This window comes from Longimonas halophila (assembly GCF_002554705.1).
GTDB lineage: Bacteria > Bacteroidota > Rhodothermia > Rhodothermales > Salinibacteraceae > Longimonas > Longimonas halophila.
The window spans coordinates 37,628-63,136 of the sequence record NZ_PDEP01000011.1 but is presented as its reverse complement, the minus strand read 5'-3'; the positions used below and the strand labels follow the sequence as shown (position 1 = coordinate 63,136).

At 61.2% G+C, this 25,509-nt stretch carries 25 protein-coding genes and 1 tRNA gene; 12 read left to right on the top strand and 14 right to left on the bottom strand.

All coding sequences use genetic code 11. From position 1 onward, the window contains the following. Positions 1-237 precede the first annotated feature (237 nt). The 3 genes from CRI93_RS11635 to CRI93_RS11625 form a co-directional block, all read right to left on the bottom strand. Positions 238-1,929 (bottom strand): CTP synthase, encoded by a 1,692-nt coding sequence (locus tag CRI93_RS11635; RefSeq protein ID WP_098062813.1) that lies wholly within the window; start codon positions 1,927-1,929, stop codon positions 238-240. A 151-nt stretch (positions 1,930-2,080) separates the two neighbouring features. Beyond that, positions 2,081-2,575, bottom strand: a complete 495-nt coding sequence (locus tag CRI93_RS11630; RefSeq protein ID WP_098062812.1) for a CCDC90 family protein — start codon at positions 2,573-2,575, stop codon at positions 2,081-2,083. Positions 2,576-2,619: 44 nt separating this feature from the next. Next, positions 2,620-3,036, bottom strand: coding sequence for a CCDC90 family protein (locus CRI93_RS11625; protein ID WP_098062811.1), 417 nt, complete (start codon positions 3,034-3,036; stop codon positions 2,620-2,622). 166 nt (positions 3,037-3,202) lie between these two features. Here CRI93_RS11625 and CRI93_RS11620 point away from each other — a divergent pair, with 166 nt between their 5' ends. The 5 genes from CRI93_RS11620 (at position 3,203) to CRI93_RS11600 (ending at position 9,280) form a co-directional block, all read left to right on the top strand. Further along, on the top strand, positions 3,203-4,084 hold the full coding sequence (locus CRI93_RS11620; RefSeq protein WP_098062810.1) for a class II glutamine amidotransferase: 882 nt from the start codon (positions 3,203-3,205) through the stop codon (positions 4,082-4,084). 99 nt (positions 4,085-4,183) lie between these two features. After that, positions 4,184-4,942 carry a flavodoxin family protein gene (locus CRI93_RS11615; RefSeq protein WP_098062809.1) on the top strand — a complete coding sequence of 253 codons (759 nt, stop codon included), beginning with the start codon at positions 4,184-4,186 and terminating at the stop codon, positions 4,940-4,942. Between the two features lie 164 nt (positions 4,943-5,106). Then, positions 5,107-7,611 carry a cation:proton antiporter gene (locus CRI93_RS11610; RefSeq protein WP_098062808.1) on the top strand — a complete coding sequence of 835 codons (2,505 nt, stop codon included), beginning with the start codon at positions 5,107-5,109 and terminating at the stop codon, positions 7,609-7,611. Between the two features lie 128 nt (positions 7,612-7,739). Then, positions 7,740-8,669: a DUF5996 family protein gene (locus tag CRI93_RS11605; protein ID WP_098062807.1), complete on the top strand. Its 930-nt coding sequence runs from the start codon at positions 7,740-7,742 to the stop codon at positions 8,667-8,669. 53 nt (positions 8,670-8,722) lie between these two features. Further along, positions 8,723-9,280, top strand: a complete 558-nt coding sequence (locus CRI93_RS11600; protein WP_098062880.1) for an NADPH-dependent FMN reductase — start codon at positions 8,723-8,725, stop codon at positions 9,278-9,280. Positions 9,281-9,295: 15 nt separating this feature from the next. Here the strand turns inward: CRI93_RS11600 and CRI93_RS11595 are convergent, their stop codons facing one another. Then, positions 9,296-10,153: a purine-nucleoside phosphorylase gene (locus CRI93_RS11595; RefSeq protein WP_217992535.1), complete on the bottom strand. Its 858-nt coding sequence runs from the start codon at positions 10,151-10,153 to the stop codon at positions 9,296-9,298. 186 nt (positions 10,154-10,339) lie between these two features. On the opposite strand from CRI93_RS11595, the gene CRI93_RS11590 reads away from it, so the two are divergent. After that, on the top strand, positions 10,340-11,128 hold the full coding sequence (locus tag CRI93_RS11590; protein WP_245850490.1) for a DUF547 domain-containing protein: 789 nt from the start codon (positions 10,340-10,342) through the stop codon (positions 11,126-11,128). Positions 11,129-11,426: 298 nt separating this feature from the next. Here the strand turns inward: CRI93_RS11590 and CRI93_RS11585 are convergent, their stop codons facing one another. Beyond that, positions 11,427-12,206, bottom strand: coding sequence for an SDR family NAD(P)-dependent oxidoreductase (locus tag CRI93_RS11585; RefSeq protein ID WP_098062805.1), 780 nt, complete (start codon positions 12,204-12,206; stop codon positions 11,427-11,429). Positions 12,207-12,346: 140 nt separating this feature from the next. Between CRI93_RS11585 and xseB the strand changes: the two genes are divergently transcribed. Continuing rightward, positions 12,347-12,556, top strand: a complete 210-nt coding sequence (gene xseB / locus CRI93_RS11580; RefSeq protein WP_098062804.1) for an exodeoxyribonuclease VII small subunit — start codon at positions 12,347-12,349, stop codon at positions 12,554-12,556. Positions 12,557-12,643: 87 nt separating this feature from the next. Here the strand turns inward: xseB and CRI93_RS11575 are convergent, their stop codons facing one another. Continuing rightward, positions 12,644-13,423, bottom strand: a complete 780-nt coding sequence (locus tag CRI93_RS11575) for a DoxX family protein (RefSeq protein WP_098062803.1) — start codon at positions 13,421-13,423, stop codon at positions 12,644-12,646. 278 nt (positions 13,424-13,701) lie between these two features. Here CRI93_RS11575 and CRI93_RS11570 point away from each other — a divergent pair, with 278 nt between their 5' ends. Together CRI93_RS11570 and CRI93_RS11565 are read left to right on the top strand one after the other, a co-directional pair. Further along, positions 13,702-14,220, top strand: coding sequence for a hypothetical protein (locus tag CRI93_RS11570; RefSeq protein ID WP_098062802.1), 519 nt, complete (start codon positions 13,702-13,704; stop codon positions 14,218-14,220). Between the two features lie 21 nt (positions 14,221-14,241). Further along, complete coding sequence (locus tag CRI93_RS11565) at positions 14,242-15,195, top strand: L,D-transpeptidase (protein ID WP_098062801.1); 954 nt, start codon at positions 14,242-14,244, stop codon at positions 15,193-15,195. 119 nt (positions 15,196-15,314) lie between these two features. Here CRI93_RS11565 and glgP read toward each other — a convergent pair whose 3' ends face one another. From glgP to CRI93_RS11535, 6 genes are all read right to left on the bottom strand, one after another. After that, positions 15,315-17,381, bottom strand: coding sequence for an alpha-glucan family phosphorylase (glgP, locus tag CRI93_RS11560; protein WP_098062800.1), 2,067 nt, complete (start codon positions 17,379-17,381; stop codon positions 15,315-15,317). Between the two features lie 42 nt (positions 17,382-17,423). Next, positions 17,424-18,110 (bottom strand): SDR family oxidoreductase, encoded by a 687-nt coding sequence (locus CRI93_RS11555; protein WP_098062799.1) that lies wholly within the window; start codon positions 18,108-18,110, stop codon positions 17,424-17,426. A gap of 41 nt (positions 18,111-18,151) precedes the next feature. After that, a complete protein-coding gene (locus tag CRI93_RS11550; protein WP_098062798.1) occupies positions 18,152-19,609 on the bottom strand; it encodes a glycoside hydrolase family 13 protein in 1,458 nt (485 codons plus the stop codon). A gap of 60 nt (positions 19,610-19,669) precedes the next feature. Then, complete coding sequence (locus CRI93_RS11545) at positions 19,670-20,695, bottom strand: VOC family protein (protein ID WP_098062797.1); 1,026 nt, start codon at positions 20,693-20,695, stop codon at positions 19,670-19,672. Positions 20,696-20,789: 94 nt separating this feature from the next. After that, complete coding sequence (locus tag CRI93_RS11540; protein ID WP_098062796.1) at positions 20,790-21,194, bottom strand: hotdog fold thioesterase; 405 nt, start codon at positions 21,192-21,194, stop codon at positions 20,790-20,792. A 322-nt stretch (positions 21,195-21,516) separates the two neighbouring features. Next, positions 21,517-22,044 (bottom strand): hypothetical protein, encoded by a 528-nt coding sequence (locus tag CRI93_RS11535; RefSeq protein ID WP_141491687.1) that lies wholly within the window; start codon positions 22,042-22,044, stop codon positions 21,517-21,519. A 328-nt stretch (positions 22,045-22,372) separates the two neighbouring features. Here CRI93_RS11535 and CRI93_RS11530 point away from each other — a divergent pair, with 328 nt between their 5' ends. The 3 genes from CRI93_RS11530 to CRI93_RS11520 all read left to right on the top strand — a co-directional run bounded on the left by CRI93_RS11530 (position 22,373) and on the right by CRI93_RS11520 (position 24,145). Continuing rightward, a complete protein-coding gene (locus tag CRI93_RS11530; protein ID WP_098062794.1) occupies positions 22,373-22,690 on the top strand; it encodes a hypothetical protein in 318 nt (105 codons plus the stop codon). 75 nt (positions 22,691-22,765) lie between these two features. Beyond that, a complete protein-coding gene (gene lipB / locus CRI93_RS11525; RefSeq protein WP_098062793.1) occupies positions 22,766-23,548 on the top strand; it encodes a lipoyl(octanoyl) transferase LipB in 783 nt (260 codons plus the stop codon). A gap of 237 nt (positions 23,549-23,785) precedes the next feature. Continuing rightward, entirely contained in the window at positions 23,786-24,145 is a 360-nt protein-coding gene (locus CRI93_RS11520; RefSeq protein WP_098062792.1) for a hypothetical protein, read from the top strand. Positions 24,146-24,165: 20 nt separating this feature from the next. Here CRI93_RS11520 and CRI93_RS11515 read toward each other — a convergent pair whose 3' ends face one another. Then, positions 24,166-25,128: a hypothetical protein gene (locus CRI93_RS11515; RefSeq protein ID WP_098062791.1), complete on the bottom strand. Its 963-nt coding sequence runs from the start codon at positions 25,126-25,128 to the stop codon at positions 24,166-24,168. Positions 25,129-25,339: 211 nt separating this feature from the next. After that, positions 25,340-25,416: transfer RNA gene (locus CRI93_RS11510), tRNA-Ile, on the bottom strand. Positions 25,417-25,509: the final 93 nt, after the last annotated feature.

Sequence of the window (25,509 nt, the reverse complement as noted above, 5' to 3'; positions counted from 1 at the left end):
GAGGGTAAGCGAGATTGAGGCAGGAGAAGACGGCTTCAAGGAGCCCCCACCGTGGCGCACGGCCTTGGCGGAATGCACATTCGATTTTCGGCATACTGTAGCCTTGCAAGGTAAGGCACCTAAGGCAAATGTCAAGCCATAGCGAACGTTTCACGGTGGATTTCACGGCTCTGGCGCATGCATCCAGGATCCACCTGCCTAAAGAGGAGCCTGTATTATTATGTGGTTTCCGGACAACTACATATCTGCAGAGGCCAGTGGATTCACCTCGTGGGGTTGGGGCGGCGTTGGATCGGTGAGCAGGTCACGCTCGGTTGCATAGGCGGCACACGCCTGCACGAATGAGCGAAAGAGCGGGTGCGGGTTGCCCACGGTGGTGCGGTACTCGGGATGAAACTGTACGCCCACAAACCAGCGTTTTTCGGGCAGCTCCACAATCTCGACCAGATCCAGGTCCGGGTTGATGCCGGTGAAGTGCATCCCCGCCTCGCGCAGCTTGTAGCGCAGCACGTTATTCACCTCATAGCGATGACGATGGCGCTCCTGCACGGTGTCGGCTCCATACGCATCGTTTGCGGTCGATTCAGGGTAGATGTCGCAGGCATACTGACCGAGCCGCATCGTGCCGCCGAGCTCCGACACGTTCTTCTGCTCTTCCATCAGGTCGATGACCGGATGCGGCGTATCCTTGTCGAACTCGGTCGAGTGCGCCTCTGGCCAACCGCACACGTTGCGCGCGTACTCGATCACGGCGCACTGCAGCCCCAGGCAAATGCCAAAGAACGGAATGTCGCGTTCGCGCACGTACTGAATGGCCTCCAACTTCCCATCTACACCACGATCGCCGAACCCAGGAGCTACGAGCACCCCCGCCACATCACCGAGATGCTCCTCCACATTGTCGGATGTCAGCGTATCCGACAGCACAAACCGGATATCGACCTGCAAGCCCTCAGGCACGCCTGAGAGCATCAGGCTCTCCGTGATCGACTTATACGCGTCTTGGTGCTCCACATACTTGCCGACCAGCGCAATGGTTAAGGTGGATTCGGGGTTTTTGAGGCGGCGCAGAAACTCGATCCAGGCACTCAAGTCCGGCACTGAAGTCATGTTCGACTGCTCGGCCTCGCTGAAGAGGCGATCGACGACCAGCGTGCCCAGTCCCTCTTCCTGAAGCAACAACGGCACTTCGTAGATGGTCTCTGCATCCAGCATGGGCGTTACCGCATTGGGCGGCACGTTGCAGAAAAGCGCAATCTTCTCGCGGATGGAGCGGTCAAGCGGCTGCTCGGAGCGACACACCAGCAGGTCGGGCTGCAGGCCGTAGCCGAGCATCGTTTTCACGGAGTGCTGCGTGGGCTTGGTTTTCAGCTCGCCTGCGGCGCGCAGGTAGGGCACGAGCGTAAGATGGGCGATGAGCGTATGCGGCTTGAGCTCGTTCCGAAGCTGGCGGATGGCCTCCAGATACGGCTGGCTCTCAATGTCGCCCACGGTGCCGCCAATCTCGGTGATGACGACATCGTAGTCGCCGCTGGTGCCGAGCTTGCGCATCCAGTGCTTAATCTCGTCGATAATGTGGGGCACCACCTGCACGGTTTTGCCCAGGTAGGCGCCCTCGCGCTCCTTGGTGATAACCTCCAGGTAGACGCGCCCGGTGGTCACGTTGTTGGCCTGACTCATTGGCCGCCCCAGGAAACGCTCGTAGTGGCCCAGATCCAGATCGGTTTCGGCCCCATCATCCGTTACGAACACCTCGCCGTGCTCGTACGGATTCATCGTGCCCGGATCCACGTTGATGTACGGGTCGAACTTCTGAATGGTGACGCGCAGCCCACGCGCTTCGAGGAGGCGTCCCAGCGATGCGCTAAAAATGCCTTTGCCCAGCGACGATGTTACGCCGCCAGTTACGAAAATATATTTGGTATCCACAGGTAGAGGCAGAACGATGCAGCAAAAATGCGAACGAAGAACCACACGCAAGATAGGCTCCTGCACCGGTCGTTATCAACGGCCGGGCCGGCTTTGATGCGGGAAAAGCGTGTGGAGAGCACACAAGAAAAGCGGTCGTGCGGTGCGTCTCTCACAGCACATACTCAAAGAGCGTGAGCAGCACGGTGATGAACGCGGCGATGCCAAGCATCCACTGCAGCATCTGGCGGCGCATCTTTTCGATCTCAAGACGCAAGCGTTCTTCCGTTGAAGTGATCTGCGTTCCCAGATCACTGTTCACAGATCTAATCTGTGCTTCCAGATCACTCTTCACAGACCCAACCTGCGCCTCCAGGTCACCCTTCACAGACCCAACCTGCGCCTCCAGGTCACCCTTCACAGACCCAATCTGCGCTTCCAGGTCACCCTTCACAGACCCAATCTGCGCTTCCAGGTCGCTTCGTGTGGCAGAAATCTGAGACTCCAGTTGCATCAAGATCTCGCGCTTGGCGGCCTCCACATCGCTGGCGGTAGCGCCGCGCTCTTCCGACTGCGCGATTAGCTCCACGATGCCTTCGGCCTGCCGATCGTCCAGGCCGTACTCCTCCACCAGGCGGCGTTTGGATTTTAGCGTGTCAATCGGCATAGCGATTCAGTTTCAGCAATGGTGAAGCAAGGAATGGGCAAAAGCTACAGCACATACTCGAAAAGCGTGAGTAGCACGGTGATGAATGCTGCAATGCCGAGCATCCACTGCAACATCTGGCGGCGCATCTGCTCCATTTCAAGGCGGAGCTGCTCGATATTTTTCCCAAGCCGCTTTTCAGTAGAGGTGATTTTTGAATCTAACTGCTGCTCGGACGCCACGATTTTCGACTCCAGCCGCTGCTCCGATGCCGCGATTTCCGACTCCAACTGCTGCTCCAGGCGTTCTTCGGTGGCTTGCAAGCGCAACAGGACTTCGCGCTTGGCGACGTCCACATCGCTGGCGGTGGCACCGCGTTCTTCGGACTGCGCGATTAGCTCCACGATGCCCTCGGCCTGCCGGTCATCCAGACCATATTCCTCGACCAGGCGGCGCTTGGATTTCAGCGTGTCGATCGGCATAGCGGGCGTAGACAGATGGCATGTTGGTTATAGCACTGATTTCTTAAAACGAGCCCCCATCCGCAAGGTTCACATTATTTGCACGCTCAAAATGTTGTAACGCCGCGCCGAAGCGCTTCACGCATCGAACCCTGCGTGCCCTTCCTATCCTGATCCCGAATCTGCCATGTGCCGTCTGTACGGACTCCAAGCTTCGCATCCCACTGCCGCGACGTGCGAGTTGCTCGATGCGCAGAACGCGCTCATTGACCAGAGTCGGCAGGATGCCCGCGGACTCGCCAATCCGCACGGATGGGGGCTGGCCCGCCGGCAGAACGGCACGGCGGAGTGCTTCCGGCAGGTCGGCCCCGCTTCAGAAAGTGCCGACTACCGCGCACAGGCACTCAAACTGCGCGGCACGACACTCATAGCGCACGTGCGCCGCGCTACCGTAGGCACGCCTGCACCAGAAAACACGCATCCGTTTCGGCATAGCAACGCGCTGCTCATCCACAACGGACACATCCCGGCGTTTGAGCAGGTGCGCCCCTTGTTGCTTAAGCGGCTGGACCGCGAACACCGAGCGGCTATCCAGGGCGATACCGACAGCGAGCACGTGCTGGCGCTGCTGCTTCAACTTCGCGACGAAGCGCCCGACGCCGCCCCTACCACCATCACACGCCGCGCGGTGCAGCAGGTACAGCAGTGGTGCCATCAGGTGGATGCGGAGGTCGACGCCGCGGTGTCGGATCGGTCGTTTGCGGATCTGGAGGCGGTGCCCGATGCTGTGCTGCATGGCACGCTCGCGCTGAATCTGCTCTGGATCGACGGCTCGGGGCTGGCCGGGTCGCGCCTCAACCGCACGCTCTGGCGCGTAGAGCGCGACGCCCCGCACCTGTGTCCCATCTGCAACACCACCCACACCGATGCGGCCCCCAGCGCATACCAGGCTACGGTCCTTGCCTCCGAACGCATCACCGACGAAGACTGGCAGGCGGTGCCCAATGGATCGGTGTTTCAGGTGGATGCCGAGAGCCTCTTTCATCACGAACCCCTGCACGCCTCCTGAGCCCACCGTCCGAACAGCATGGCCTGGTTGGATGACATCATGCCCCCGCTACACTGTGGACCTATCGCATCCCCCTGACTTCTTTAGTAACTTGTTTCTATGGCTCTTACCGATAAGCAACAAGCGCTCTGCGACGACAGCCCCCACGACTACAGCGGACTCCGTGCGCTCTTCCTCAACTGCACGCTCAAGCCGTCGCCGCAGTCTTCGCACACGCGGCGGCTGATCGACGTATCAGCGGAGATTATGCGCGAAAACGATGTGCACGTTGACATTGTGCGTCCGGTTGACCTGGATCTGGCGCCCGGGGTCTACAAAGATATGACCGAGCACGGTGCCGAGGCCGACGACTGGCCCGCGCTGTACGAAAAGGTGCAGGCCGCCCACATTCTGGTGCTGGGTTCGCCCATCTGGCTGGGCGAGAAGTCGTCGGTCTGCCAGCAGGTCATTGAGCGGCTCTACGCCACGTCAAGCGAGCTTAACGACCGCGGACAGTACGCCTACTACGACCGCGTGGGCGGATGCCTCATCACCGGCAACGAAGACGGCATCAAGCACTGTTCGATGGGCATTCTGTACGCACTTCAGCACCTGGGCTACGTCATCCCGCCGCAGGCCGATGCCGGGTGGATTGGCGAAGCCGGACCGGGGCTCAGCTACGGCGATGAGCGCAACGACGGGACCCACGCGGGTGAGGACAACGACTTTACGCAACGCAACACTACGTTCATGACGTGGAATCTGATGCACATGGCGCACATGATCAAGCAGGCGGGCGGCATCCCCGCCCATGGCAATCAGCGCTCCGAATGGGAGGCCGGCTGCCGCTTCGACCATCCCAACCCCGAGCATCGGTAAACCGTTGAGCGCATCTGCGCCCGATCTTCACAGCATGAGCCGCGCCTCGCATCTGCGAACGGCCCGCCAAATGCCTATTATGCAGCATCTGTCGTGCAGCATCTGCGTTGCGGCAGGTGCTGCTTTTTTGAGACCAATGGCGTTTTCGGGCGCCTCCGATACATATGATCGCACTTCCCATTACCAACCCGGTACTCATCTTTGCTACGGTGATGCTCATCGTGCTGCTGGCTCCCATGCTGTTTCGGCGTCTGGGAGTGCCGGGGCTGGTCGGCCTCATCGTGGCCGGAGCCGTTGTGGGACCCAATGCCATCGGATTGCTTGAACGCGGCGACACGTTCGAGCTACTGGGCACGGTGGGTCTGCTGTATCTCATGTTCACGGCGGGCCTGTCGATGGATCTGAACCAGTTTGCGCAGCAGAAGGGACGCAGTTTCGTGTTTGGGTTCATCTCGTTTCTGATGCCGCAACTCCTGGCGTTGGGTGCGGGCCATTACCTCATGGAATGGGACCTGATGACCTCGCTCCTTGTCGGCGCCGTCGTAGGCTCGCACACGCTGCTGGCATATCCGATTGCCGAGCGCCTGGGCATCACCAAAAACCCGTCCGTCACGATGACGATGGGCGGCACCATGGTGACCGACCTGGTCTCGCTGCTCATCCTGGCGATTGTGTCGGCGCTGGTCTCGGGCGAGAGCGGGCTGTTCTTCTGGATCCAGTTTGTGGTGCTTGTAAGCGGGTACGGCGTCGTCATTTTCTTTGCGCTTCCGCGCCTGGGACGCGCCTTCTTTCAGGGCTCCGACCGCCAGGCCGACATGGAGTTCGTGTTCTTGCTCGCCGTCGTGTTTGTGGCGGCCTACACCGCCGAACTGGTCTACCTGGCTCCCATCATCGGCGCATTCATGACCGGTATTGCCTTAAACCGCCTGGTGCCCGAACGCAGCGCGCTTATGCTGCGCATCAAGTTCGTGGGGGATGCGCTGTTCATCCCGTTCTTCCTCATTTCAGTGGGCATGTTGGTGGATGCCTCGGTGCTGGTGCAGGGCCTGGAGGTCTGGCTGCTGGCCGGACTGCTCACGGCCATGGTGTGGGGCGGCAAGTTCATCGCCGCACAAGCGGTGCAGTGGATCTACCGCTATTCCAGCACCGAACGCTGGGTGATCTTCGGCCTCTCTACCCCACAGGCGGCGGCCACGCTCGCTGTTACGCTTATCGGATTCGAAATGGGCCTTTTTAGTGAGGCCCTGGTCAACGCCGTCATTCTTCTGATTCTGGCCACAAGCATTCTGGGGCCGTCGCTCGTCGAAAAGTACGGGCGCGAACTGGCGCTACAGGCCGAACGCGCCGCCTACAACCCGACCGATGTGCCACAGCGCATCATGGTGCCCCTGGCCAACCCCGAATCCGCCAACGACCTGATGGATGTGGCCGTGCTGCTGCGCGCCGACGCCTCCGAAGAAGCCATCTACCCCACCACGGTCGTCCGCGACGGCCCCAACGTAGAGGGCGATGTGGCGCATGGCGAGTCGATGCTTAGCAAGGCGGTGCTGCATGCTGCAGCCTCCGAAGTGCCGGTGATGCCGAGCACGCGCATCGACTACAACGTGGTGAACGGCATGGTGCGAGCCATCAAAGAAGATCGCATCTCGACGGTGGTCATTGGATGGCATGGGCAGAGCACTGCACGTGAATACATCTTTGGCAGTGTGCTCGATCAGCTGCTGGAGCGCACCCGTCAAATGATTATCGTGAGCCGCTTTGCGCATCCCATGAACACGCACACCCGCATGGTGCTGGCGGTGCCGCCGTATGCCGATCGCGAATCGGGGTTTGCGGATGCAATGCGCGCACTCAAAGTGCTGTGCAATCAGGCAGGTCTCGACCTGATCGTGGTCGCCGCCGAGGCCTCCATAGAGCCGCTGTCCCGGCGTATCGACGCCACCAAACCCTCGGTGCCGTGGGCCACCCAGTCGATGGAGCAGTGGGGACAGCTCGTGCACACGCTCGACGATCTGGTGGAGCCCAACGACCTGCTGGTGCTCATGAACGAGCGCGAGGGGTCGATTGCCTGGCGCCCCGGCCTCGACCGGCTGCCGGGCGTCATCGCCCAGCGCTTTGCCGACCACACGTTCCTCACGGTCTACATGTCTGAAGAGCGGTTTGCCCCGGCTCCCAGCAGCCGACCCGACCGCATCGACTCTGGCGTGCTATCTGAGGCACTGCGGCCCGAGTGCGTGGTCATGGGCATGCCTGATGTCGATACCGACGACATGCTCCGCCACGTCATGCGCTGTGCCCTTGGCGACCGCCCCGATATCATCGAAGCCGTACTTCCGGGCCTGCTGGATGCTGAAGGCTACGCGCCGGAGTTACGTCCAGGCGTAGCGCTCTACGCCGCCCACACGCGGCATGCAGAGCAGTCGTCGCTCCTCGTCGGCATCAGCGCCGACGGCGTGCGCCCGAAGCACACCAGCGGCCCGGTCCATGTGGTGCTGGTGCTGCTGGTGCCGCGCACCGTACCTACCGATTGGTATCTGCAACACCTGGCGGCAGCCGCCGAACTTATTCAGACGAATGAAGCCGTCGAGTCCCTCCGCACCGCCGAAACCGCAAAAACGGCCCGCAAACGGCTGCTGGAGGAGGCCACCACGGCATCCGCTGTAGCCTAACGGGCCCCCTGTGGCTGGCCATGGGTATGCTGTTGTAAGGACGTCATGCTATACAGGCTTGCACGACAGCGGACCGTGTGTTACTCTGAGTTGTCCACTCGTTTCGGATCCCAATCGCCCAATCCCCTATGTCTGATACGTCGAAGTGGCCCGCCCTCCCTCCGCTTGCGGAGTGGGAAGCCACCTGCACGACCGTGCACATGTGGCTGCAGATCATTGGCAAGATTCGTCTTGAGCAGAGCCCGTGGATCAATCACTCGTGGGGCTCGGCGCTCTACATGACCCCACGTGGTCTCACCACCTCGTCGATTCCGCATGACAATGGTCCGTTCTCGATCGACATCGACTGGGTCGCGCATGTGCTGCGCATTAGTACCTCGCGCGGCGACGAGCGAACCCTTGCGCTGCGCCCCATGACGGTGGCAGCGTTTTACGATGCGATGATGCAGGCGCTAACAGCCTTGGACGTGCCCGTACAGATCATGGCGCGTCCGGTGGAAGTCGAGGAGGCAATTCCGTTTGCTGAGGATACCACGCACGCTGCCTACGACGCCAACGCGATGCATCGCTTCTGGCGGGCCCTGGTGCAGGCCGAACGCGTGCTCAAGGCATTCCGGGCCGATTTCCTGGGCAAAGCCAGTCCCGTGCATCTGTTCTGGGGCGCATTCGACCTCGCGGCCACACGCTTTTCCGGGCGCGAGGCGCCGGAGCATCCGGGCGGCGTGCCCAACTGTGCCGACTGGGTGATGGAAGAAGCGTACTCCCACGAACTGTCGAGCGCTGGATTCTGGCCGGGTGCAGGCGTGGGCGAGGCCGCGTTCTACACGTACATGTACCCCGAACCCGACGGCTTCCGCGACGCCGACGTAACGCCCGAGGCGGCCTACTACCACAGCGACCTGGGCGAGTTTGTGCTGCCCTACGAGGCCGTACGCACCGCCGCCAACCCCGATGCCACACTGCGCGGATTCTTGCAGAGCACGTACGAGGCCGGAGCCACCCTTGGCGACTGGAATCGCTCCCGCCTCGAACGCGACCAATCCATGCCGCCGCAGTGAGTTGTTGGCAGGGCACATCTCACCCTTTTTTGGACTACCTCAGCTTTCAACGCATGGATACCGAATCCTTCTCTGTACTTGGCATCGCAGGCAGTTTGCGCCAGGAATCGTACAACCGGGCGCTGCTTCGTGCTGCGCGCGACATAGCGCCTGATACGCTGTCAATCAGCATTTTCGATCTGGATGACGTGCCACTGTACAATGCGGATGTGGAGGCTGAGGGTCTTCCCGAGGCGGTGTCTGATCTGGGCGCCGCCTTGCGTGAATCCGACGGACTGCTCATCGCCACGCCCGAGTACAACCACGGCGTGCCGGCCGTTACTAAGAACGCCATCGACTGGCTGTCGCGTCCGCCACGCGAGGCCCCCATCGGAGCGGTGCCCACCGCCATCATGGGTGCCAGCCCCGGCTCAACCGGCACCGCCCGCGCACAGAGCCAGCTGCGCCCCTCGCTCGATGCCGTGAACGCCCTGTGCATGCCACAGCCCCAGATGCTGATGGCCCGCGCCCACGAGAAGTTCGACGACGGCGCGCTCATCGACAAGGCGACCCGCGATTACCTGACGCGCTTCCTGAACGCCTTTTCCGACTGGATTGCACGGGTGCAGTAGCACAAGCTACACGCGTCATGCCCCCACCTGCTGCACCAGCTGCCTAAAGAGCGTGCCTACCTGCGGACGCGCCTCGTCGGCGGCCTGCACAATGGCATCGAGCGTAGCAGGCTCCAGCGCGTCGGGCAGGCACATGTCAGTCACAACAGAGACCGCCAGGCAGCGCACGCCCATGTGGTGCGCTGCAATGACCTCGGGCACGGTGCTCATACCCACCAGGTCGGCCCCTGCATCGCGCATTTTGCGATACTCGGCCCGCGTCTCCAGCATTGGCCCCGGCACGGCCAGGTAGACGCCTCGGTGGAGCTCCAGCCCCTGCTCCAACGCTACGTCTCGTGCAAGCCCGCACAACTCCGGATCGTACGGCGCACTCATATCCGGAAAGCGCGGGCCCCAGGCCTCCACATTTGCCCCAATGAGCGGATTGGTACTCTGTTCGTTGATGTGATCGGTGATGAGCACCACATCGCTCGTGGCGTACTGCGGATTCAATCCACCAGCCGCGTTGGAGAGCAGCAGCATCTGCACCCCGAGCACGCCCAGCACGCGCACCGGAAAGGCCACCTCATGCGCGGTGTAGCCCTCGTACAGATGCATCCGCCCGTTCATGGCCAGCACCGGCGTTGCGCCCAGCCGCCCCATCAGCAGTTCGCCCTCATGCATTGACGTCGTGGACGTCGGGAACCCTGGGATGTCGGCATACGGAAGGCGCACCTCCACCTCAATGTCCTCGTGCAGCGCGCCCAGTCCAGTGCCCAACACCAGCGCCACCGGCGGCACCGGCGTTGTGCCCAGCGCGTTGCGCACAAACGTGGCAGCCTCATTGACGGAATCGCGATAGGCGGTCATGTCAGGAATGTGCAGATGCGGCATCGTGGTATTGGCACAGATGAGCAGACAACAAAGACGCGAAACCGTACCGCACGCTGCTGTAACAGATCCGTCGCTCATCCGTCGTAGCATACACCGCTTGCGCATCTCCTACCATGTTCTACATGTTCATTGGGGGATGCGAACTCTCCACATCGTTGACCGATGCCTTCTCATCCCCCTATGCTTATGCGCTCTGTTCAAGTCTGCTGTTGGATGCCAGTGCTCCTGCTCTGTGCGCTATGCGTGAGCATCCCCGCCACCGCACAGCCCGTTGACCACAGCGCATTCACCGATGTGCTCGGCACCTACGTAGATGCCGAGCATCGCGTCGACTACACGCAGCTTCGCACCGATCGCGCCACCACGCTCGACCCGTACCTGGAGCAGCTCGCCACCGCCAATCTGGAGACACTCTCCCGCAATGAGCGCCTCGCATTCTGGATGAACGCCTACAACGCGCTGACCATGGCGCTCATTCTGGAGCACGACACCGTCGACACCATCTGGAGCATCACGCCCGGCAATACACCTGAGACCACCACCGAGAGTCCGTTCGCACTGCCTGTAGGCACGGTGGCCGATACCATGCGCACGCTCGACGAGATTGAGCACGGCATCATCCGCGAACGCTTCGACGAGCCGCGCATCCACTTTGCGCTGGTCTGCGCCGCCGCAAGCTGTCCGCCCCTGCGCCGCGAAGCCTACACGGGCCACGCCCTCGACGCGCAGCTGGAGGACCAGACCCGCGCCTTCCTGCACAACCCGGCTCTCAACCAGATCCCGGCAACGGAAGACACCATCCGCGTATCCCGCCTGCTCGACTGGTACCAGGCCGATTTTGGGCCGGATGCCGAGGCCGTACAGCAGTACATTGCGCCGTACATAGACGACCCCGAGGTGCAAGAAGCTCTGCGCAACGGCACCTACACCGTTGCCTACCTGCCGTACGACTGGGCGCTGAACGCACAGCGGTAGACTGCAGAAGCCGCCTGTGCTCCAGGCGGCTTCCCGTGGCGCTTGATCGTCTTCTTGGGTTGTGGAGATAAGTCCTAAATAACGCGGTGTGCAAGTTTTCCCATTGTCCTTTCGGGGCGGGCATCCCCCTTTGTCGCTGCGCGACATGTACGCCGCTTCGCTTCGTCAGTCGCTGATGCTCGTGTCTCCCCTTCGCGAAGGGGGAAAGACCCGAACAGCGTAAGGGAATGGGGGATACCAGGACCGCGTATTCTGCCACAAGGCGATCAGCAAGGGGAAAGGAAACCTGCACATGCCGTTAAATCAGCGAGTGCGACTGCCCGCCATCCACGTTGATGCAGGCACCCGTGATGAGGCTCGCCCGCTCCGACACCAGAAACGCTACAGCATCGGCCACCTCCTCGGCGCGTCCGAAACGCCCAATGGGCAGATTCTCCTCAATGAATTGCTGCATCGCCTCCGGATCCTCCTTCACGCGGCGGTCCCAGCTGCCGCCCGGAAAGCGAATGGACCCCGGCGCTACCGTATTCACGCGGATGCCCTCGGGCGTTAGCTCCTGCGCCATCACCTTGCCCATGCTGATGAGCGCCGACTTGGTAGTGTTGTAGAGCGACAGCCCGGCCCCACCCAACTCGCGCCCAAAGATCGAGCTGATGTAGCAGATCGACCCGCCGCCTGCATCGCGCATGTGCGGAATGGCCGCGCGGCTGGTGCGGATGTGTGACTTCAGGTTCAGGTCAATGATGTCGTCCCAGTCCGCATCCGACACCTCCATGAACGTGCCGCGCTGGTTGCCGCCCACATTGCCCACGTAGATATCCACGCCGCCCAGCGCCTCAACAGCATGCTCCACAAACGCCCGGGGCGCCTTCGGCTCCGTCAGGTCGCACGACTCCCCATACACCGGCACGCCATGCGCCTTGCGGATGCGATCGGCCGTCTCCGTCAGGTCCTCTTCCGAGCGCGCACAGATGCCCACGGCACAGCCTTCACGCGCCAGCGCCTCGGCAATGTACGCCCCAATGCCCCGGCTGGCCCCCGTTACAAGCGCCACGCGGTCCGTCAGTCGCAAATCCATACGTGTTTTCTGTTTGTTGGGATACAAAGCGATTTGGTCCTCCCAACGAAATCGTGCGCATAGAAGATGCATCTTGCTACGGTCCGGTTCGTACAGGCGGATGCACAACGGATCCTACTCCCCACCATACATGCCCAGCTATGCCTGCCGATTCCGCCCCCGACGACCAGCCCTTCGAAGATGACCTGACTCGCCTCGAAGCTATTGTGGACCAGCTCGAAACCGACCCGCCGCCTCTCGACGATGCCCTCGACGCCTACGAGGAAGGCGTCACGCTGGCCCAGCGCTGCCTCGACCGCCTTGATGCAGCCGAACAGCGCATGCACGAACTGGATCTTGACGACAACTGACCCTTCCCACAAAAAAGCGCAGTGCAGCCGCCCTGGGCTCCTGCACTGCGCATCTCTTAAGACAACGTGTGTTGTGTTGCTGAATCCTCACCCCGTGTGCCAGCGGTAGCGGCGCAGCATAGCCGGGTCTTTGGTGCGCTTCATAATCGTGCCGCACTCCTGGCAGTAGAAGACAACCTCCTTCACCGGCGCCGATATGCCCATCATAAAGAAAAACCCAGACCACAAGCTGTAGCGCGGCTCTGCCACCACGCGTGGATGGTTCAGGTCGTGTCCGCAGGTACAGGTGTCCGCGGTCGTAGCCGTTGTCGTGTCCGCATCCGACGCCGTTATGTTGGCTGATGCAACGGGGGCACCAGACGGCTCCATATCCGCAGCGCGCTTGCGGATCTCTTCGGGCTTCATGAAGTCAGGACGAGGCACAGCATCTTCCTCATTGCTCGTCGAGAAGACATGCGCATCGGCCGACAGACGCCCGGCTCCGTACGCAAAGATGACGACCAGCAGAAACAGCACCAGCGCCGAAAACTCCAGCGACTGCCCCGCAGTCAGCAGGCCCTCTTGCACATGCACCAGAGCCACTGCGCCAATGAGCACCGGAATTTGGATGAGGGCCGCAAACCGTGTAAACAGCCCCACGGCCAGCATGGCCCCGCCCAGCAGGTGAGCAAACGTGACGTAGTGCACCAGCGCGGCAGAGGTGAGCGAGAACTCAGACAGGTCCACGAGGGCGGCTACGCCATCAGCATGAGAGATGAATAGCATTCCGCGCACAAACAGGCCGAAGCCCAGATAGACCCGAATCACGTCGATCACGACGTCAGGATTGTCGCGCAGCCAGGCAATCCACTGTTGTATCCGGTTCATGACGTCTGTGGGGGTCAAGTTAAGTAAGCGTTGAATATTGTGTGACTGTTAAAGTCGCTGCTCCTATCCTGTGTTACGTCGACTTCGGCTTTGTTACGACTATACGAACCCGAGCGAGCCACTCGTTACAAATTATGGACATACAGTGAATCTAAAATGAGATGCGGATCGGGGACGGCCTTGCTTGGGGCTACAGCACGTGCATTCTGCAACCCGCCCCCGCACTGTGCTTACAAGTATCTTGCATCCTTCCTTACCGTTACGTCTTGCTTGCTGCTATGGCATACACGTCTCTCTTTTCAGATTACCCGCGTGCTGCACGCCTCTGGATTCATGTGGCGCGCCATGACGTACCCCGTGCATCGCAAGAAGCCATGCGCACTGATCTCGCTTCGTTTTTTGCGTCGTGGGATTCGCATGGCCAGCCGGTATCCGCAGATGTGACCTGGCGCGACGACCGCTTCCTATTCGTAACGGCACACGTAGCCGCCGAGGGGGCTGCCGTCTCGGGCTGTGCCACCGACGCCCTTGTGCACACCGTGCGCGAAGCAGCCACCGCACACGAGGTTGCCTGGGCGCCTGCCCTGTCGGTGCCCTACCGCACAGCCGATGGCTCTGTGGCCGTGGCTGACCGTGCCGCGTTCGCGAAGTTGGCGCGTGCCCACACGGTAGACGTCACCACACCGGTGTTCGACCCGAGCCTGTCTACGCTCGGCCCCCTCCACGATGGTGCGTTTGAGCAGCCTGCCGGTACAAGCTGGCATGCACGCGCCTTCTCGCTCGCTCATCCTGCGTAACCTCACCGCATTTAGCTTGTTATGAGTCGCTTTATTGCCTTGCTGGCTGGCCTCCTGTTGCTTGTCCCGCTTTCTGCGGAAGCGCAGCGCTACATCGACCAGTTTGCGGTTTCGGACCTGCTGAATACCCGCACCGAAAATCTGGATGCGCTCCCTGAGGTCTACTACGAGTACTACGAGTTCGATGACCCTCGCAAAAACACCGTCATTGCCCGTGCTGCCATGTATCGCGACCTGGGCAACGGCGATATGGAGGTCGGACGCAAGCGGGCCCAACTCGTAGAGTTGATCAACCGCACCTCGCTGGGCCAACTGGCGCTTGGCGACACGGTGATCGTGCCCACCGAGTTTGGGATCGACTTTCGCGCATATTCGCCGTTTCCGCGCTACTACCCCGGCGCTCGTAACGAAGACAAGCTTTTCATTATCCACAAAGAGGTCCAGGCGTTTGCCGCCTACGAGTACGGCGTGCTGCAGCGCTGGGGCATCGTCAATACCGGCGATCCCGACGAGTATCCGACCCCGAATGGGCGATTTAACTTCAACTGGAAGGAGGAATACCGTGTCTCCAGCCTCAGTCCGCCCGACGAAGACTGGGAGATGTACTGGGTGTTTAACTTTCACAACGCGCGGGGCATCCACATCCACCAGTATCCAATGCCGACCGGCGGCCCTACCAGCCGCGGCTGCGTGCGCATGATTGACGCCGACGCGGAGTGGGTCTATCACTGGGCTGATCCGTGGGAGACCTCGACCGGACGTACCGACATTACCTCAAGCCAGGGCGTTCTCGAAGAGCCGGGCTCGATGGTGCTCGTGCTCGGCGACGACCCGGAAGGCCATCCGAATCTGTTCGATTATGGACGGCGCTATCCGGTCTTGAACCGCGTTGCGCTTCCCCAAGACCCGTATTCGGTGGAGCCGGGTACGCGGCAACAGGAAATCACGGACCGCTGGCGTAGCGCCCGGCGCTAACGACCTTCTCTGTAACGAGCTATACCGATCCCTGATAGCCACAAAAAAGAGGCGCTCCCGACACGGAGCGCCTCTTTATCGTTCACCTCAGCAGGTAGATGGTATTGAGATCTCCAATCCTACACCTGCTCTACCGGTTGGCGATACATGGTATTTACGTAGTCAATGACCATGCGCTTGGCCGAGAACGCAGGCGGAAGCTCCGTCATGGCCTCGCGCATGCGATTGACCCATGCTTTGGGGACGCCCTCGGCATTGCGCGTGTAGAACTCAGGCACAACCGACGTCTCCAGCTGCGTATACAGCGACTCCGCGTCGCGGGCATCTTCTTTCTTCTGCCCGGCAGGACCGCGTGGGGCGAACACGCCCGTGGCTTCAGGCCCAATGGCCCAGCCGTTGGTGCCGGTGTAGCCCTCAGGCCACCAGCCGTCGAGCACAGACAGGTTGAGCCCGCCATGCGCGGCTACTTTCTGCCCGCTGGTGCCACTGGCTTCCATGGGGCGGCGCGGGTTGTTGAGCCATATGTCGGAGCCCGACACGAGCATGCGGCCCACCTCCATGTTGTAGTTTTCAAGCATCAGCACGCGTCCGCGAAAGCCGTCTTGCTGGCTGATCTCGTAGATTCTGCGGATGAATGCCTGCCCTGCTTCGTCGTCGGGGTGCGCTTTGCCGGCAAACAAGATCTGGATGGGCCGCTCCGCATCAGCAAAAAGCGCACGGGCGCGATCCAGGTCCGTAAAGATGAGCGGGGCACGCTTATAGGTGGCAAAGCGACGCGCAAATCCGATCGTGAGCGCGTCGGGGTCAAGGTCGGCCTCCATATCGAGCGACTGATGCGCCACGTGGTCGGTGGCATAGTTCAGCAGCCGGGCGCGCAGCTTCGAGCGGTAGGCCCAGAGCGTAGCGTCGTCCACCTCGGCGAGGGGGGCCCAGAACTCGGGGGTGTGGCGCTCGTGTGCCCAGTCGCCATCGGTATGCACGGCCAGAAAGTCGCGTGCAGGCGCGGCCGTCCATGTGGGCAAGTGCACGCCGTTGGTGATAGACCCAATGGGCACGTCGTCGACCTCCAGGTCCGGGTACAGGTCGTCCCACTGCTGCTGCGCCACGCGTCCGTTGATCTTGGACACGCCATTCGCCGCGCGCGACAGGTTTAGGCCGAGCACCGTCATGACGAATTCTTCGGTGTCATCGTCGGGGTTGACGCGCCCGTAGGCGGCCAGGTCGTCAACGCTCAGCGGATGCTCGCTGGCGTATCCGGCCATTTCGGTATCGAACAGCTTGGGCGCAAAGCGGTCGTGCCCCGCAGGCACCGGCGTGTGCGTCGTGAAGACCGACTCCTGACGCACCGCAGCTTCGGCTTCGGCCTGTGTGTGACCGGTTTCCATGAGCTCACGCATCAGCTCAAACATGAGAAAGGCGCAGTGCCCTTCGTTGGCGTGATACACATCGGGCTGGTTGCCCAGCGCGCGCAGCAGGCGCAGTCCGCCCACGCCCAGCACGAGTTCTTGCCGGATGCGCTCGCGGTCGCCGCCCTGGTACAGGCGTCGCGTAAGCCCACGCAGCGACTCGGGGTTGCCTTCGTGATCGGTGTCGAGCAGGTAGAGGGATACGTGGCCCAGCTTGGCCTCCCAGGCTTGTACCTGCACCGTGGCATCGCCGAGCGGCACCGACACGCGTAGCGGCTCTACGTCGGGGTTGGTAACGAGCGAGAGCGGCTGCTTCTCAGGATCGAGCGGGGGGTAGTTGGCTTGCTGGTTGCCGTTTTCGTCGAACGACTGGTGGAAGTAGCCTTCGCGCAGCAGCATCCCAACCGCCGTAAAGGGGAGGCCGAGGTCCGCGGCGGCCTTGGTGTGATCGCCCGCGAGTACGCCGAGTCCGCCCGAGTAGAGCGGCATGCTTTCGTGCAGGCCGTATTCCATGCAGAAGTAGGCCGTCTCGGGCGCATCACTGATTTCGGAAGGCGCCTCCATGTATGCCTTAAAGGCATCGTACACCGCATCGACCTCGCCTGCAAGCTCTGGGTCGGCAAGGCGCTCCTCGTCGACAGCACGCAGCGCAGCGTGCGGACTATTCCCCGCCGCAGCAAAGGCTTCTGGATGCACCTGTTCAAACAGCGTGCGGGCGCGGGGCGTCCACGTCCACCAGAGGTTGTTGGCAATGGCTTCGAGTTTTTTCGTTGTGGTCATAGAGCAACAAAAGGCAAAGACAAAATGGCGTCGAAAGAGCCGTTACGTGGCGGCGTACACCTTAAGGGCTTGAATGTGCCCTCGGGCAGTGCGCGTAGCGGCGTGTAGCATGGTTTCAGCGAGTTCTTGGGGGGCCACCCAGGTGCTCGGGTCGCTGTCGGGCATGGCCTCGCGGTTGGCAGGCGTGTCCACAACCCCCATGGGGTAGAGCGTAGATACGCGTACGCCCTCGCCATGCAGTTCGGCATGAAGCGACTTCAGGTATGCGGCCACCGCCGCTTTCGAGGCGGCGTATAGTCCGGTATTTGCGGCGCCGTCTTCCGCCGCAGGCGCCGACACGCCCAAGAGAAAGCTTTCGCTATGCGACTGCATGTGCGGAAGTGCAGCACGCGCGGTGTTGAAGAGCGTACGCATGTTCAGGTCCATCATATGGGCGTAGTCGGCATCAGTCGCCTCGGTAGCGGCTTGCATGGCGAATCCACCCGCAATAGCGAGCACCGCGTGAGGCGCTTCGTGCTGCTCAGCCATGCCGTCGAACGCGGTACGGGCCGCATCGATGTTGGTAAGGTCGGCCTGCGCCACATACGCATCGGGGTAGTCAGCGCGCAGGTCATCCACTGCATCGGCATCATAATCGAACAGGCCAAGCTGCCAGCCTGCATCTGCAAACACGCGTGCGGTAACGGATCCAATAGCACCAGCGGCTCCGGTGATGGCTACGGTAGGCATAGAATAAACGGTTGGTAGTTAGGGGGATGAAAAGGGTGTACTTAGGAAGCAGAAGCTGGACTCATCCACACGGCTGCACTGCGTTCGGGCAACTGCACAGACGGATCTGAAGCGCGCAGCCCAGCGGTGCGGTCGGGCGGCCACACGGGCTGGTAGGCAGCGTGATTCAGGGCGGGGGCAGGCACCGTAAGCGTAGCCAGATTATCTGCTGTGTTGAAGGCAATGAGGGCCTCGCGCTCGGCGGTCTGGCGTCGAAATACGACCTGTCGTTCCGTGGCGCTCAGCACCTCGACGCGGCCCGTGCGCAGCACCGGATGCTCGTGGCGCAGCGCAGTGGCTTGCTGGTAGAACGCCAGCAGGCCGGTGTGCCAGATCGACTCGTTGTGCCACGGAAAGGCCTCGCGGCAGTGCGGATCGCCCGCGCTCTGTAGACCGATCTCGTCGCCGTAGTAGATGCAAGGGGCACCCGGCATCGTCATCTGGAAGAGCACGGCCATGCGCAGCGCCTCGACCGATCCGCCCAGCGTGTGCAGCACGCGCGGGGTGTCGTGGCTGTCGAGCAGGTTCAGCTGGGCGTGCTGGATGGCCTGCGGGTAGCGCGTGAGCGTATCGAGCACCTCCTCGGCAAACTGTGTGCCAGTACGAGGCGTAAAGTCGAAGTGTTGATGTGCAAAGCCGCGAATGGTGTCGTGCGCAACGAACCCGAAGAGCGAATCGGTGAGAGGATAGTTCATGACGCCGTCGAACTGATCGCCCTGCAACCAGCGGTCGGCGTGCGTCCATATTTCGCCACAGAGGTAGGCATCTGGGTTCACGTCCTTCACCTTCGTGCGGAAGGTGCGCCAGAAGTCGGCATCGTCGATTTCGCCCGGTACGTCCAGGCGCCATCCGTCAATGCCCTGTTCTATCCAGTGGGTTGCCACATCGAAGAGGAAGTCGCGCACGGGCGGATGGTCGGTGTTAAACTCAGGCAGCCCGCGCAGCCCGGCCCAGCCCTCGTAGTTGGCGGGCTCTCCTTCGGGCCCGTACGGACGCAGCGGCTCGCCATGTAGGTGAAACCAGTCGGCATAAGGTGAGTCGATGCCGTTTTCCAGCACATGATGGAACGGCCAGAAGCCCCGGCTGGCGTGGTTAAACACCCCGTCGAGCACCACGCGCATATCGCGCCGATGGGCCGCGCCGAGCAGATCCTGGAGCGCTTCGTTGCCCCCCAGCAGCGGATCTACCGTGTAGTAGTCGTACGTGTGATACCGATGGTTTGCTGCCGAGGCGAAGATCGGATTCAGGTAAAGCGCCGTAACGCCCAGGTCCTGCAGATAGTCAAGATGCTGAATGATGCCATACAGATCCCCCCCCTGAAAGCCTTGCTCTTCGGGCGGGGTCCCCCAGGGCTTCAGCGTTACGGTGTCATGCACCCCCACCTGCCCGCTCCGCGCAAAGCGGTCGGGAAAGATCTGGTAGAATACCGCATGTTGAACCCATTCGGGCGGGGTGGACATGAGCGATTGGGATATGGCAGATTAAAGGACACAATGCGCCAGCGGAATCAAGGTCCCTACTCAGTACACCGGCGGATTCGCGTTGGGATCGACCGTCGGTGGAGATGTAAGCACGGTGCGGTCCAGGTTCGGCAAGGTCGCTGCAAGATCAGAGCGGCGGTCGGCCAGGCGCTCGGGGAGCTGTAGCGCGTGCCCTAACGTGTCGAACGGCTCGTCGACCATAAAGCCCGGCCCGTCGGTTGCAATTTCGAAGAGCGTGCCACCGGTGCGTGTGGGGTCCTGAAAATAAATCGACTGAAAGTAGGTGCGATTGCGGACTTCGCTCACCTGAATGCCTTCGCGCATGAGGGCCTCGCGCCAGGCGCGCTGTGCAGAGGCATTGGGCACGCGAAACGCAATGTGATGCACAACCCCAGGTCCGCGGGTTCCTGTTTGGCCGGGCGGTACCCGGTCTGAGAGATCGACGAAGCGACCGGCACAGGCGCGTGGAGCCTGTAGCAAGCGTCGGCTGGGCGCCTTCATGCGGCGCAGTCCGTACTCGTCGTGGACGAGCGACCAGCCCAGCACATCAACAAAAAACGCAGTGGCTGCTTCCAAGTCAGGCACTGGAAGCGTCACGCTGTGCAGCCCCTGCAGAGCGGTTGTAGATTCGAAGGGGGCCGCTGGCGTCCATGGCGTGGTGGTGCCATCTGATGACGGAACGAGCGCGCATGACATGAGGTCGTGCGCCTGAAAGCGAAGCATGGGCGTGCCAAACCGATGCGTGAGTACCGGCGTGTAGCCCATCTCGCTCAGACGGGTGCGCCAGAAGGAGAGGGCATCGGGCATGATGGAAAACACAACCGGTGCTGGCACGCCTGGCCCTGACTGCCCAGGCAGCGCCCGTGGCTGGGCAAAAACAGTGAGCAACGTACCGGGCGTGCCGCGCGCATCCCCAAAATATAGGTGATGCATCGACGGATCGTCGAAATTGACGGTTACTTTGACCAGACGCAGCCCCAGAATTCCTGAATAGAAGTCGATAGCTGCCTGAGCTGTGCCGGTAATGGCAGTGATATGGTGAAGGCCAGCAAGTGGTGCAGGCATAGGCAACGGACAGGGCGAACGATTGGGCAAGCAGGAAGAGCGCGCCGGGCTACGCCCTCATCAGTAACGCACGCAGATAGTAGCAACGCGGGTGTTATGCAGGAGGGAGTGGCATGATGGCTAACGTGCAACGGGCAACGCAGACAAGGCGGTCCTCCGCATCCCGAATTTTTACGTCCCACACATGCGTGCTCGTGCCCACATGCAGCGGCTCGGCCACCGCATGCACCGTTCCTTCGGAGACGGCCCGCATGTGGTTGGCGTTGATTTCGATACCAACAGCGGTTTTGTCTGTGGGAGCAGCCAGGTAGCCCCCTACACTGGCCGCACTCTCAGCCAGTACTACGCTTACCCCCCCATGCAACTGCCCAAACGGCTGATGGTGATCGGGCGTGACGGGCATGTGGGCCTCCACACGCGAGGCGGTGAGCACATCGAATGAAATCTGGAGCAGTTCGGCAGCCCCTCCCATAGACGGCGGCAGCGGTTTTTCAGACATAAGGCAAACTGCGTGCAGGAGGTACGGGGCGCATAACTCGATACGTAGGATAGGAGCTACAGATGCCATGTGCAAGCACGCCCCCACCGGGCAATGGATTCCGTACCATAGCAAAAGGCCCCTCGGCATTACCAAGGGGCCTACGCAGCATTCTACAGAGAATGGGGCCACCAACTGTTGCTATCCGTTGCTGCTACCGATGCATCGCCTCGGGCAGCCCTTTTTTGCTGGGCCTCGTTCAGCAGAACATAGTCGCTCCCCGTGTCGTCGCCCGGCAGTGTGCACTCACACATGATGCATCTGCCCCGAAAGCACCGTACCATTAGCGATTATCGCCGCTACTGGCCGTTTGGCTGCTCTGATTATTGACGGTTTGGACAATCATCCGCATATCTTCGCGATCGCGCAACTGAAACGCTTCGTCGCCTACATCAACACGGACCTCGTTAGCATTGGCAATGCGCGTAAAGATAGCCTCAGTGTAAGTGGTCTCGACGACTTCCATGATTTCGTCATCAATGGTGCGCACGCGCGCCGATACCTCAAGCGGCTGAATCCGGCGCCCGTCTACGTCAAGGTAGACGTTGCTGACATCCGCCATACTGGTTTCTTCGTCAGTGAACCCGTACAAGATGATCATCCACTGCTCCATGTCCGTGGTTGAATCGGACACATAGCGCGGCATGTAGGCACCATAGTCGCCAGCGTAGGTGTCAATCCAAAGGTCATTCATTTCCTGACTGGACACACGGTACTCACCGGTAATGTCGCTCACCTCTTCGGTGACCTGTGCCGAGCTGACCGGCGTCCACAACAATGCGATAGCAAAAAGGAGTATCCAACGATGCATAAGACCGAGTGGCTCTTGAGAGGAAAGGACGCGTGCAGAAGCTCTACCGTACAACTGAAAGCGCTTTTTAAGCCTGCTTTTCATAGTAAGCGTAAAAAAGAGGAATGATCCGAAACAAAGGACTTTCTTTTGCCTCCGGCGTATTCCTCTGTACGCTTTTGCCCTATACGCGCTGTAATACGACGTTAAATCGTGCCGTTCTTTCCACAATAGCGTCGAACCGTTACCGTCACGACACAAACCGCAGACTGGAAGAATCGCTGCGGCGCGCCTTTCATTGGAGTGCGCCCACATTTCCTTCATACGTTCTCAAACCTAATCTTTTGCTATGACCATTGATGCCCAAGCACGCCGTGTTCTTGAACCCCGGGGATTGGACCGCGATCATCTGCTCATCGGGGCTAAAGCCCTCGCACAGCAGATGATTGAACAGAGCGCTTCCTCCGAGCATCCCCTGCAGAGCATGGTGTACGATGTGTGGGGGCTCTACAACGATGGCCTCCCCAAATGCCGCCTTACCACGACCGACGACGGTGATTTGGTTTTCACAGCGCAGTTTCACACGGAAGACGACGATGTGCATGCGGTGCGGCGCCAGGCCGTATCGGTTGAGGAGCTGGAACGCCTCTGCAACCCCGGCGCGTAGCGCTCTTCCTCGAACTGTGCCCACGTTCCCTCGTTTAAGGCCAGTCCTGCCCTTTGCTCATCCCCCCGCCCTGCCGTGTCCACTGAACCTGTCGTTGTATGCCAGTTGGGACGCGTGCCTTACGCGGCCACCTGGACCCTGCAACAGCACATTCAAGAGGCGCTTATTCAGGCCAAACGGGCCGACCCGCGCCGTACGCCTCCGCATGTGTTACTTTTACTTGAGCATCCGCACACCTATACGCTCGGCAAGAGCGGCGACGCCGACCACCTGCTCCTCTCCAACGCCGCGCTCGACGCCCTTGGCGCTACGTTCCACCACATCGACCGGGGCGGCGACATTACTTACCACGGGCCCGGACAGCTCGTCGGCTATCCGCTCTTCGACCTCGACCGCTTCTCGACCGACCTGAGCTGGTACCTGCGTGCGCTCGAAGAGATCGTCATTCGCACCTGCGCGGACTACGGCGTCACCGGCACCCGTGTCGACGGGCGCACCGGCACATGGATCGGCCCCGATGCGCATGGCCCCGAACGTAAGATCTGCGCAATGGGCGTCCGATGCAGCCGCTGGGTCACGATGCACGGCTTCGCGTTCAACATCACCGCCAACCTCGACTACTTCGACCACATCGTGCCGTGCGGCATCCGCGACCGCGGCGTCACCTCGCTGGATGCCGAGTGCGATGCCGCCGTTTCTGTGGAGAGCATCACACCCGACCTGCTCACTCACCTTGCGGCCACCTTCGAGGCCGATCTTACCCATCTACAGGGCACCGAGGCATGGACGTATCTGCGCAACTGGCTGCCCGAAGAATCGCATGCCCCCCTCAACGCGATGGCCCCGGCATCTGTGTAACGCATGTGGCCCCGGCTTCAGGAGATATGTTTAGGAGAGTTTAGGGGAAGCACCGCACCTGGCAGTAGCTCCGCGTACGCATCGCAGACCCCGTCACGCCTGGTTGCCTCTTCAAGCTGGCATCTCGTAGGCGATGGTAAACAGCCCTCACGCGCATTTGGAATCGACCCGTGTGGCTGCTACCTTACACGACCTAACGTCCCCGCTCTGCCTCCCCACACCTGCCCCCGCATCCCCATGGCCGACTTTGACGCTGAAAACTTTACGCTGCGCCTCCTTACCGAAACGCTCTTCTACGACACCGAATACGGAATCGTAGGCGTGCTTAGCCTGATAGACCCCGCCGAGCAGCGCGAGCAGTACCTGGCCTCCTATTCGCCCGAAGACGACGCCTTTCTCATTGAGGAAGCCACCGCCTGGGAGTCTGCAGATGACCTCGACACCGAAGAGGACGACGTGCCGTACGCCCTGGCCATTGACAGCACCGTACACGACACGTACGACCTGCCCGAAGAAGCCGCCATTGAGCTACTCACGCTGGCCGCCCAGCACGGACTGCTGCCCAGCTTCACGCCCTACTACGAAGACATCTCGTGAACGGCCATGTGCAGGCGGTGCTACGGACGCTCGCTGACGCGCTCGACCTGGTCCCACAGGTTCTCGCTCCAGTAGGCCGACCACAGGTGCTCTACCAGATCCATCGTGTAGGAGGCGTCGTCGTCTTGCTCTTGGATGCGTAGCAGGCGGCGATCGGTGCCGGTGTGGCGCCAGTAGGTCGCGCGTGTCACGTCATGCTCCGCAATCATGGACGGCACCGGCTCCTCATAGGTCACCGTAATGCGCTCCGCCGGGTACGTCCCTGCCGGCACCGTCACCGAGTCGGTGCGAATAAACGCGGCCTGGCTGCGCACGTAGTTGCCGTCTGCTGTCATGCGGTAAAAGAGATGCTCGGTGCGATCGTCGGTGTCGAGGCTGCGGATGAGAAGCGGCATCTGTGCCGTCGTGTAACCGCCGGTCTGATAGCCGAACGAACCTGTGTCGTTGCCATAGTCGTCGCTGCGCATCCAGTAGTCCACGGCATCGTCGTCCGAGATTGCCAGCTCGCGGTACTGATTCGAACACCAGTCGAAGCTGGTGAACGACTGCTTCATCGGACGCAGCGTACGCTGGCGTACGTTGCTCACGTAACTACGCCGGTACTCGTACGACCCGCTCTCGAACCGGTAGAAGTGTGCGGACTTAAAGGCCGAAACGCCGTCGGCTTCGCCCGTTGCTTTGGTCTGAGCGTCGGGGTCATAGCGGTGCTTTACGGTGAAGCTGCCTACCATAAACGAGTGCTCGTCGGCTTCGTCGTAGGGCGTGTGGGTGCGCGTAGCCTCGTAAAAGGCAAACTCGGCCTCGTCCTGGTCCCACCGATCACTCGTCAGGTAGGCCTCATCGAGCGCAATGGAAGCGGGCACTTGCTCCTGCGCCGTCTCGGACTCGGACGCGCTCGTGGCATCTGGGTCGGGGGCTTCGGTGCATCCTGTGCTGAGCAGGCACAATCCAATGAGGAACGGGGCAACGTATCGGGAAGGCATAGCACAGCGCATCTGACGAGCAAAACAGCGGACTCTGTAACACGTCCTGCACTGATGCATACAGGTCCGAGTTTCAGAATCTGGACAGCGGCTTAGAACCTGTTTGGGTTTGAAGGCGAGAGCAAGCAGCAGTACCGTACCTACTTTGTTCCACCTATGTTGTACCCGCCCGATCGTAAAGGACTGTACGCAAAAGAGATGCAGACATGATTGGTGGGCCCGGCAGGACTTGAACCTGCGACCGATCGATTATGAGTCGACTGCTCTAACCACCTGAGCTACGGGCCCATTGACGGGCTGCGATATGCATGCCACCACACATAGCCACCGATGTGCAGCCAATTGGGTTCCGTACCGCTCGTTGAACATCGGATGGCGAGC

Excerpts from the sequence above, each read along its gene's own strand:
- CRI93_RS11630 (WP_098062812.1), bottom strand. The coding sequence starts at position 2,575 with ATGCCGATTGACACGCTAAAATCCAAACGCCGCCTGGTGGAGGAGTAC.
- CRI93_RS11625 (WP_098062811.1), bottom strand. The coding sequence starts at position 3,036 with ATGCCGATCGACACGCTGAAATCCAAGCGCCGCCTGGTCGAGGAATAT.
- CRI93_RS11620 (WP_098062810.1), top strand. The coding sequence starts at position 3,203 with ATGTGCCGTCTGTACGGACTCCAAGCTTCGCATCCCACTGCCGCGACG.
- CRI93_RS11615 (WP_098062809.1), top strand. The coding sequence starts at position 4,184 with ATGGCTCTTACCGATAAGCAACAAGCGCTCTGCGACGACAGCCCCCAC.
- CRI93_RS11610 (WP_098062808.1), top strand. The coding sequence starts at position 5,107 with ATGATCGCACTTCCCATTACCAACCCGGTACTCATCTTTGCTACGGTG.
- CRI93_RS11605 (WP_098062807.1), top strand. The coding sequence starts at position 7,740 with ATGTCTGATACGTCGAAGTGGCCCGCCCTCCCTCCGCTTGCGGAGTGG.
- CRI93_RS11600 (WP_098062880.1), top strand. The coding sequence starts at position 8,723 with ATGGATACCGAATCCTTCTCTGTACTTGGCATCGCAGGCAGTTTGCGC.
- CRI93_RS11595 (WP_217992535.1), bottom strand. The coding sequence starts at position 10,153 with ATGCCGCATCTGCACATTCCTGACATGACCGCCTATCGCGATTCCGTC.
- CRI93_RS11590 (WP_245850490.1), top strand. The coding sequence starts at position 10,340 with ATGCGCTCTGTTCAAGTCTGCTGTTGGATGCCAGTGCTCCTGCTCTGT.
- CRI93_RS11585 (WP_098062805.1), bottom strand. The coding sequence starts at position 12,206 with ATGGATTTGCGACTGACGGACCGCGTGGCGCTTGTAACGGGGGCCAGC.
- xseB (WP_098062804.1), top strand. The coding sequence starts at position 12,347 with ATGCCTGCCGATTCCGCCCCCGACGACCAGCCCTTCGAAGATGACCTG.
- CRI93_RS11575 (WP_098062803.1), bottom strand. The coding sequence starts at position 13,423 with ATGAACCGGATACAACAGTGGATTGCCTGGCTGCGCGACAATCCTGAC.
- CRI93_RS11570 (WP_098062802.1), top strand. The coding sequence starts at position 13,702 with ATGGCATACACGTCTCTCTTTTCAGATTACCCGCGTGCTGCACGCCTC.
- CRI93_RS11565 (WP_098062801.1), top strand. The coding sequence starts at position 14,242 with ATGAGTCGCTTTATTGCCTTGCTGGCTGGCCTCCTGTTGCTTGTCCCG.
- glgP (WP_098062800.1), bottom strand. The coding sequence starts at position 17,381 with ATGACCACAACGAAAAAACTCGAAGCCATTGCCAACAACCTCTGGTGG.
- CRI93_RS11555 (WP_098062799.1), bottom strand. The coding sequence starts at position 18,110 with ATGCCTACCGTAGCCATCACCGGAGCCGCTGGTGCTATTGGATCCGTT.
- CRI93_RS11550 (WP_098062798.1), bottom strand. The coding sequence starts at position 19,609 with ATGTCCACCCCGCCCGAATGGGTTCAACATGCGGTATTCTACCAGATC.
- CRI93_RS11545 (WP_098062797.1), bottom strand. The coding sequence starts at position 20,695 with ATGCCTGCACCACTTGCTGGCCTTCACCATATCACTGCCATTACCGGC.
- CRI93_RS11540 (WP_098062796.1), bottom strand. The coding sequence starts at position 21,194 with ATGTCTGAAAAACCGCTGCCGCCGTCTATGGGAGGGGCTGCCGAACTG.
- CRI93_RS11535 (WP_141491687.1), bottom strand. The coding sequence starts at position 22,044 with ATGCATCGTTGGATACTCCTTTTTGCTATCGCATTGTTGTGGACGCCG.
- CRI93_RS11530 (WP_098062794.1), top strand. The coding sequence starts at position 22,373 with ATGACCATTGATGCCCAAGCACGCCGTGTTCTTGAACCCCGGGGATTG.
- CRI93_RS11520 (WP_098062792.1), top strand. The coding sequence starts at position 23,786 with ATGGCCGACTTTGACGCTGAAAACTTTACGCTGCGCCTCCTTACCGAA.
- CRI93_RS11515 (WP_098062791.1), bottom strand. The coding sequence starts at position 25,128 with ATGCCTTCCCGATACGTTGCCCCGTTCCTCATTGGATTGTGCCTGCTC.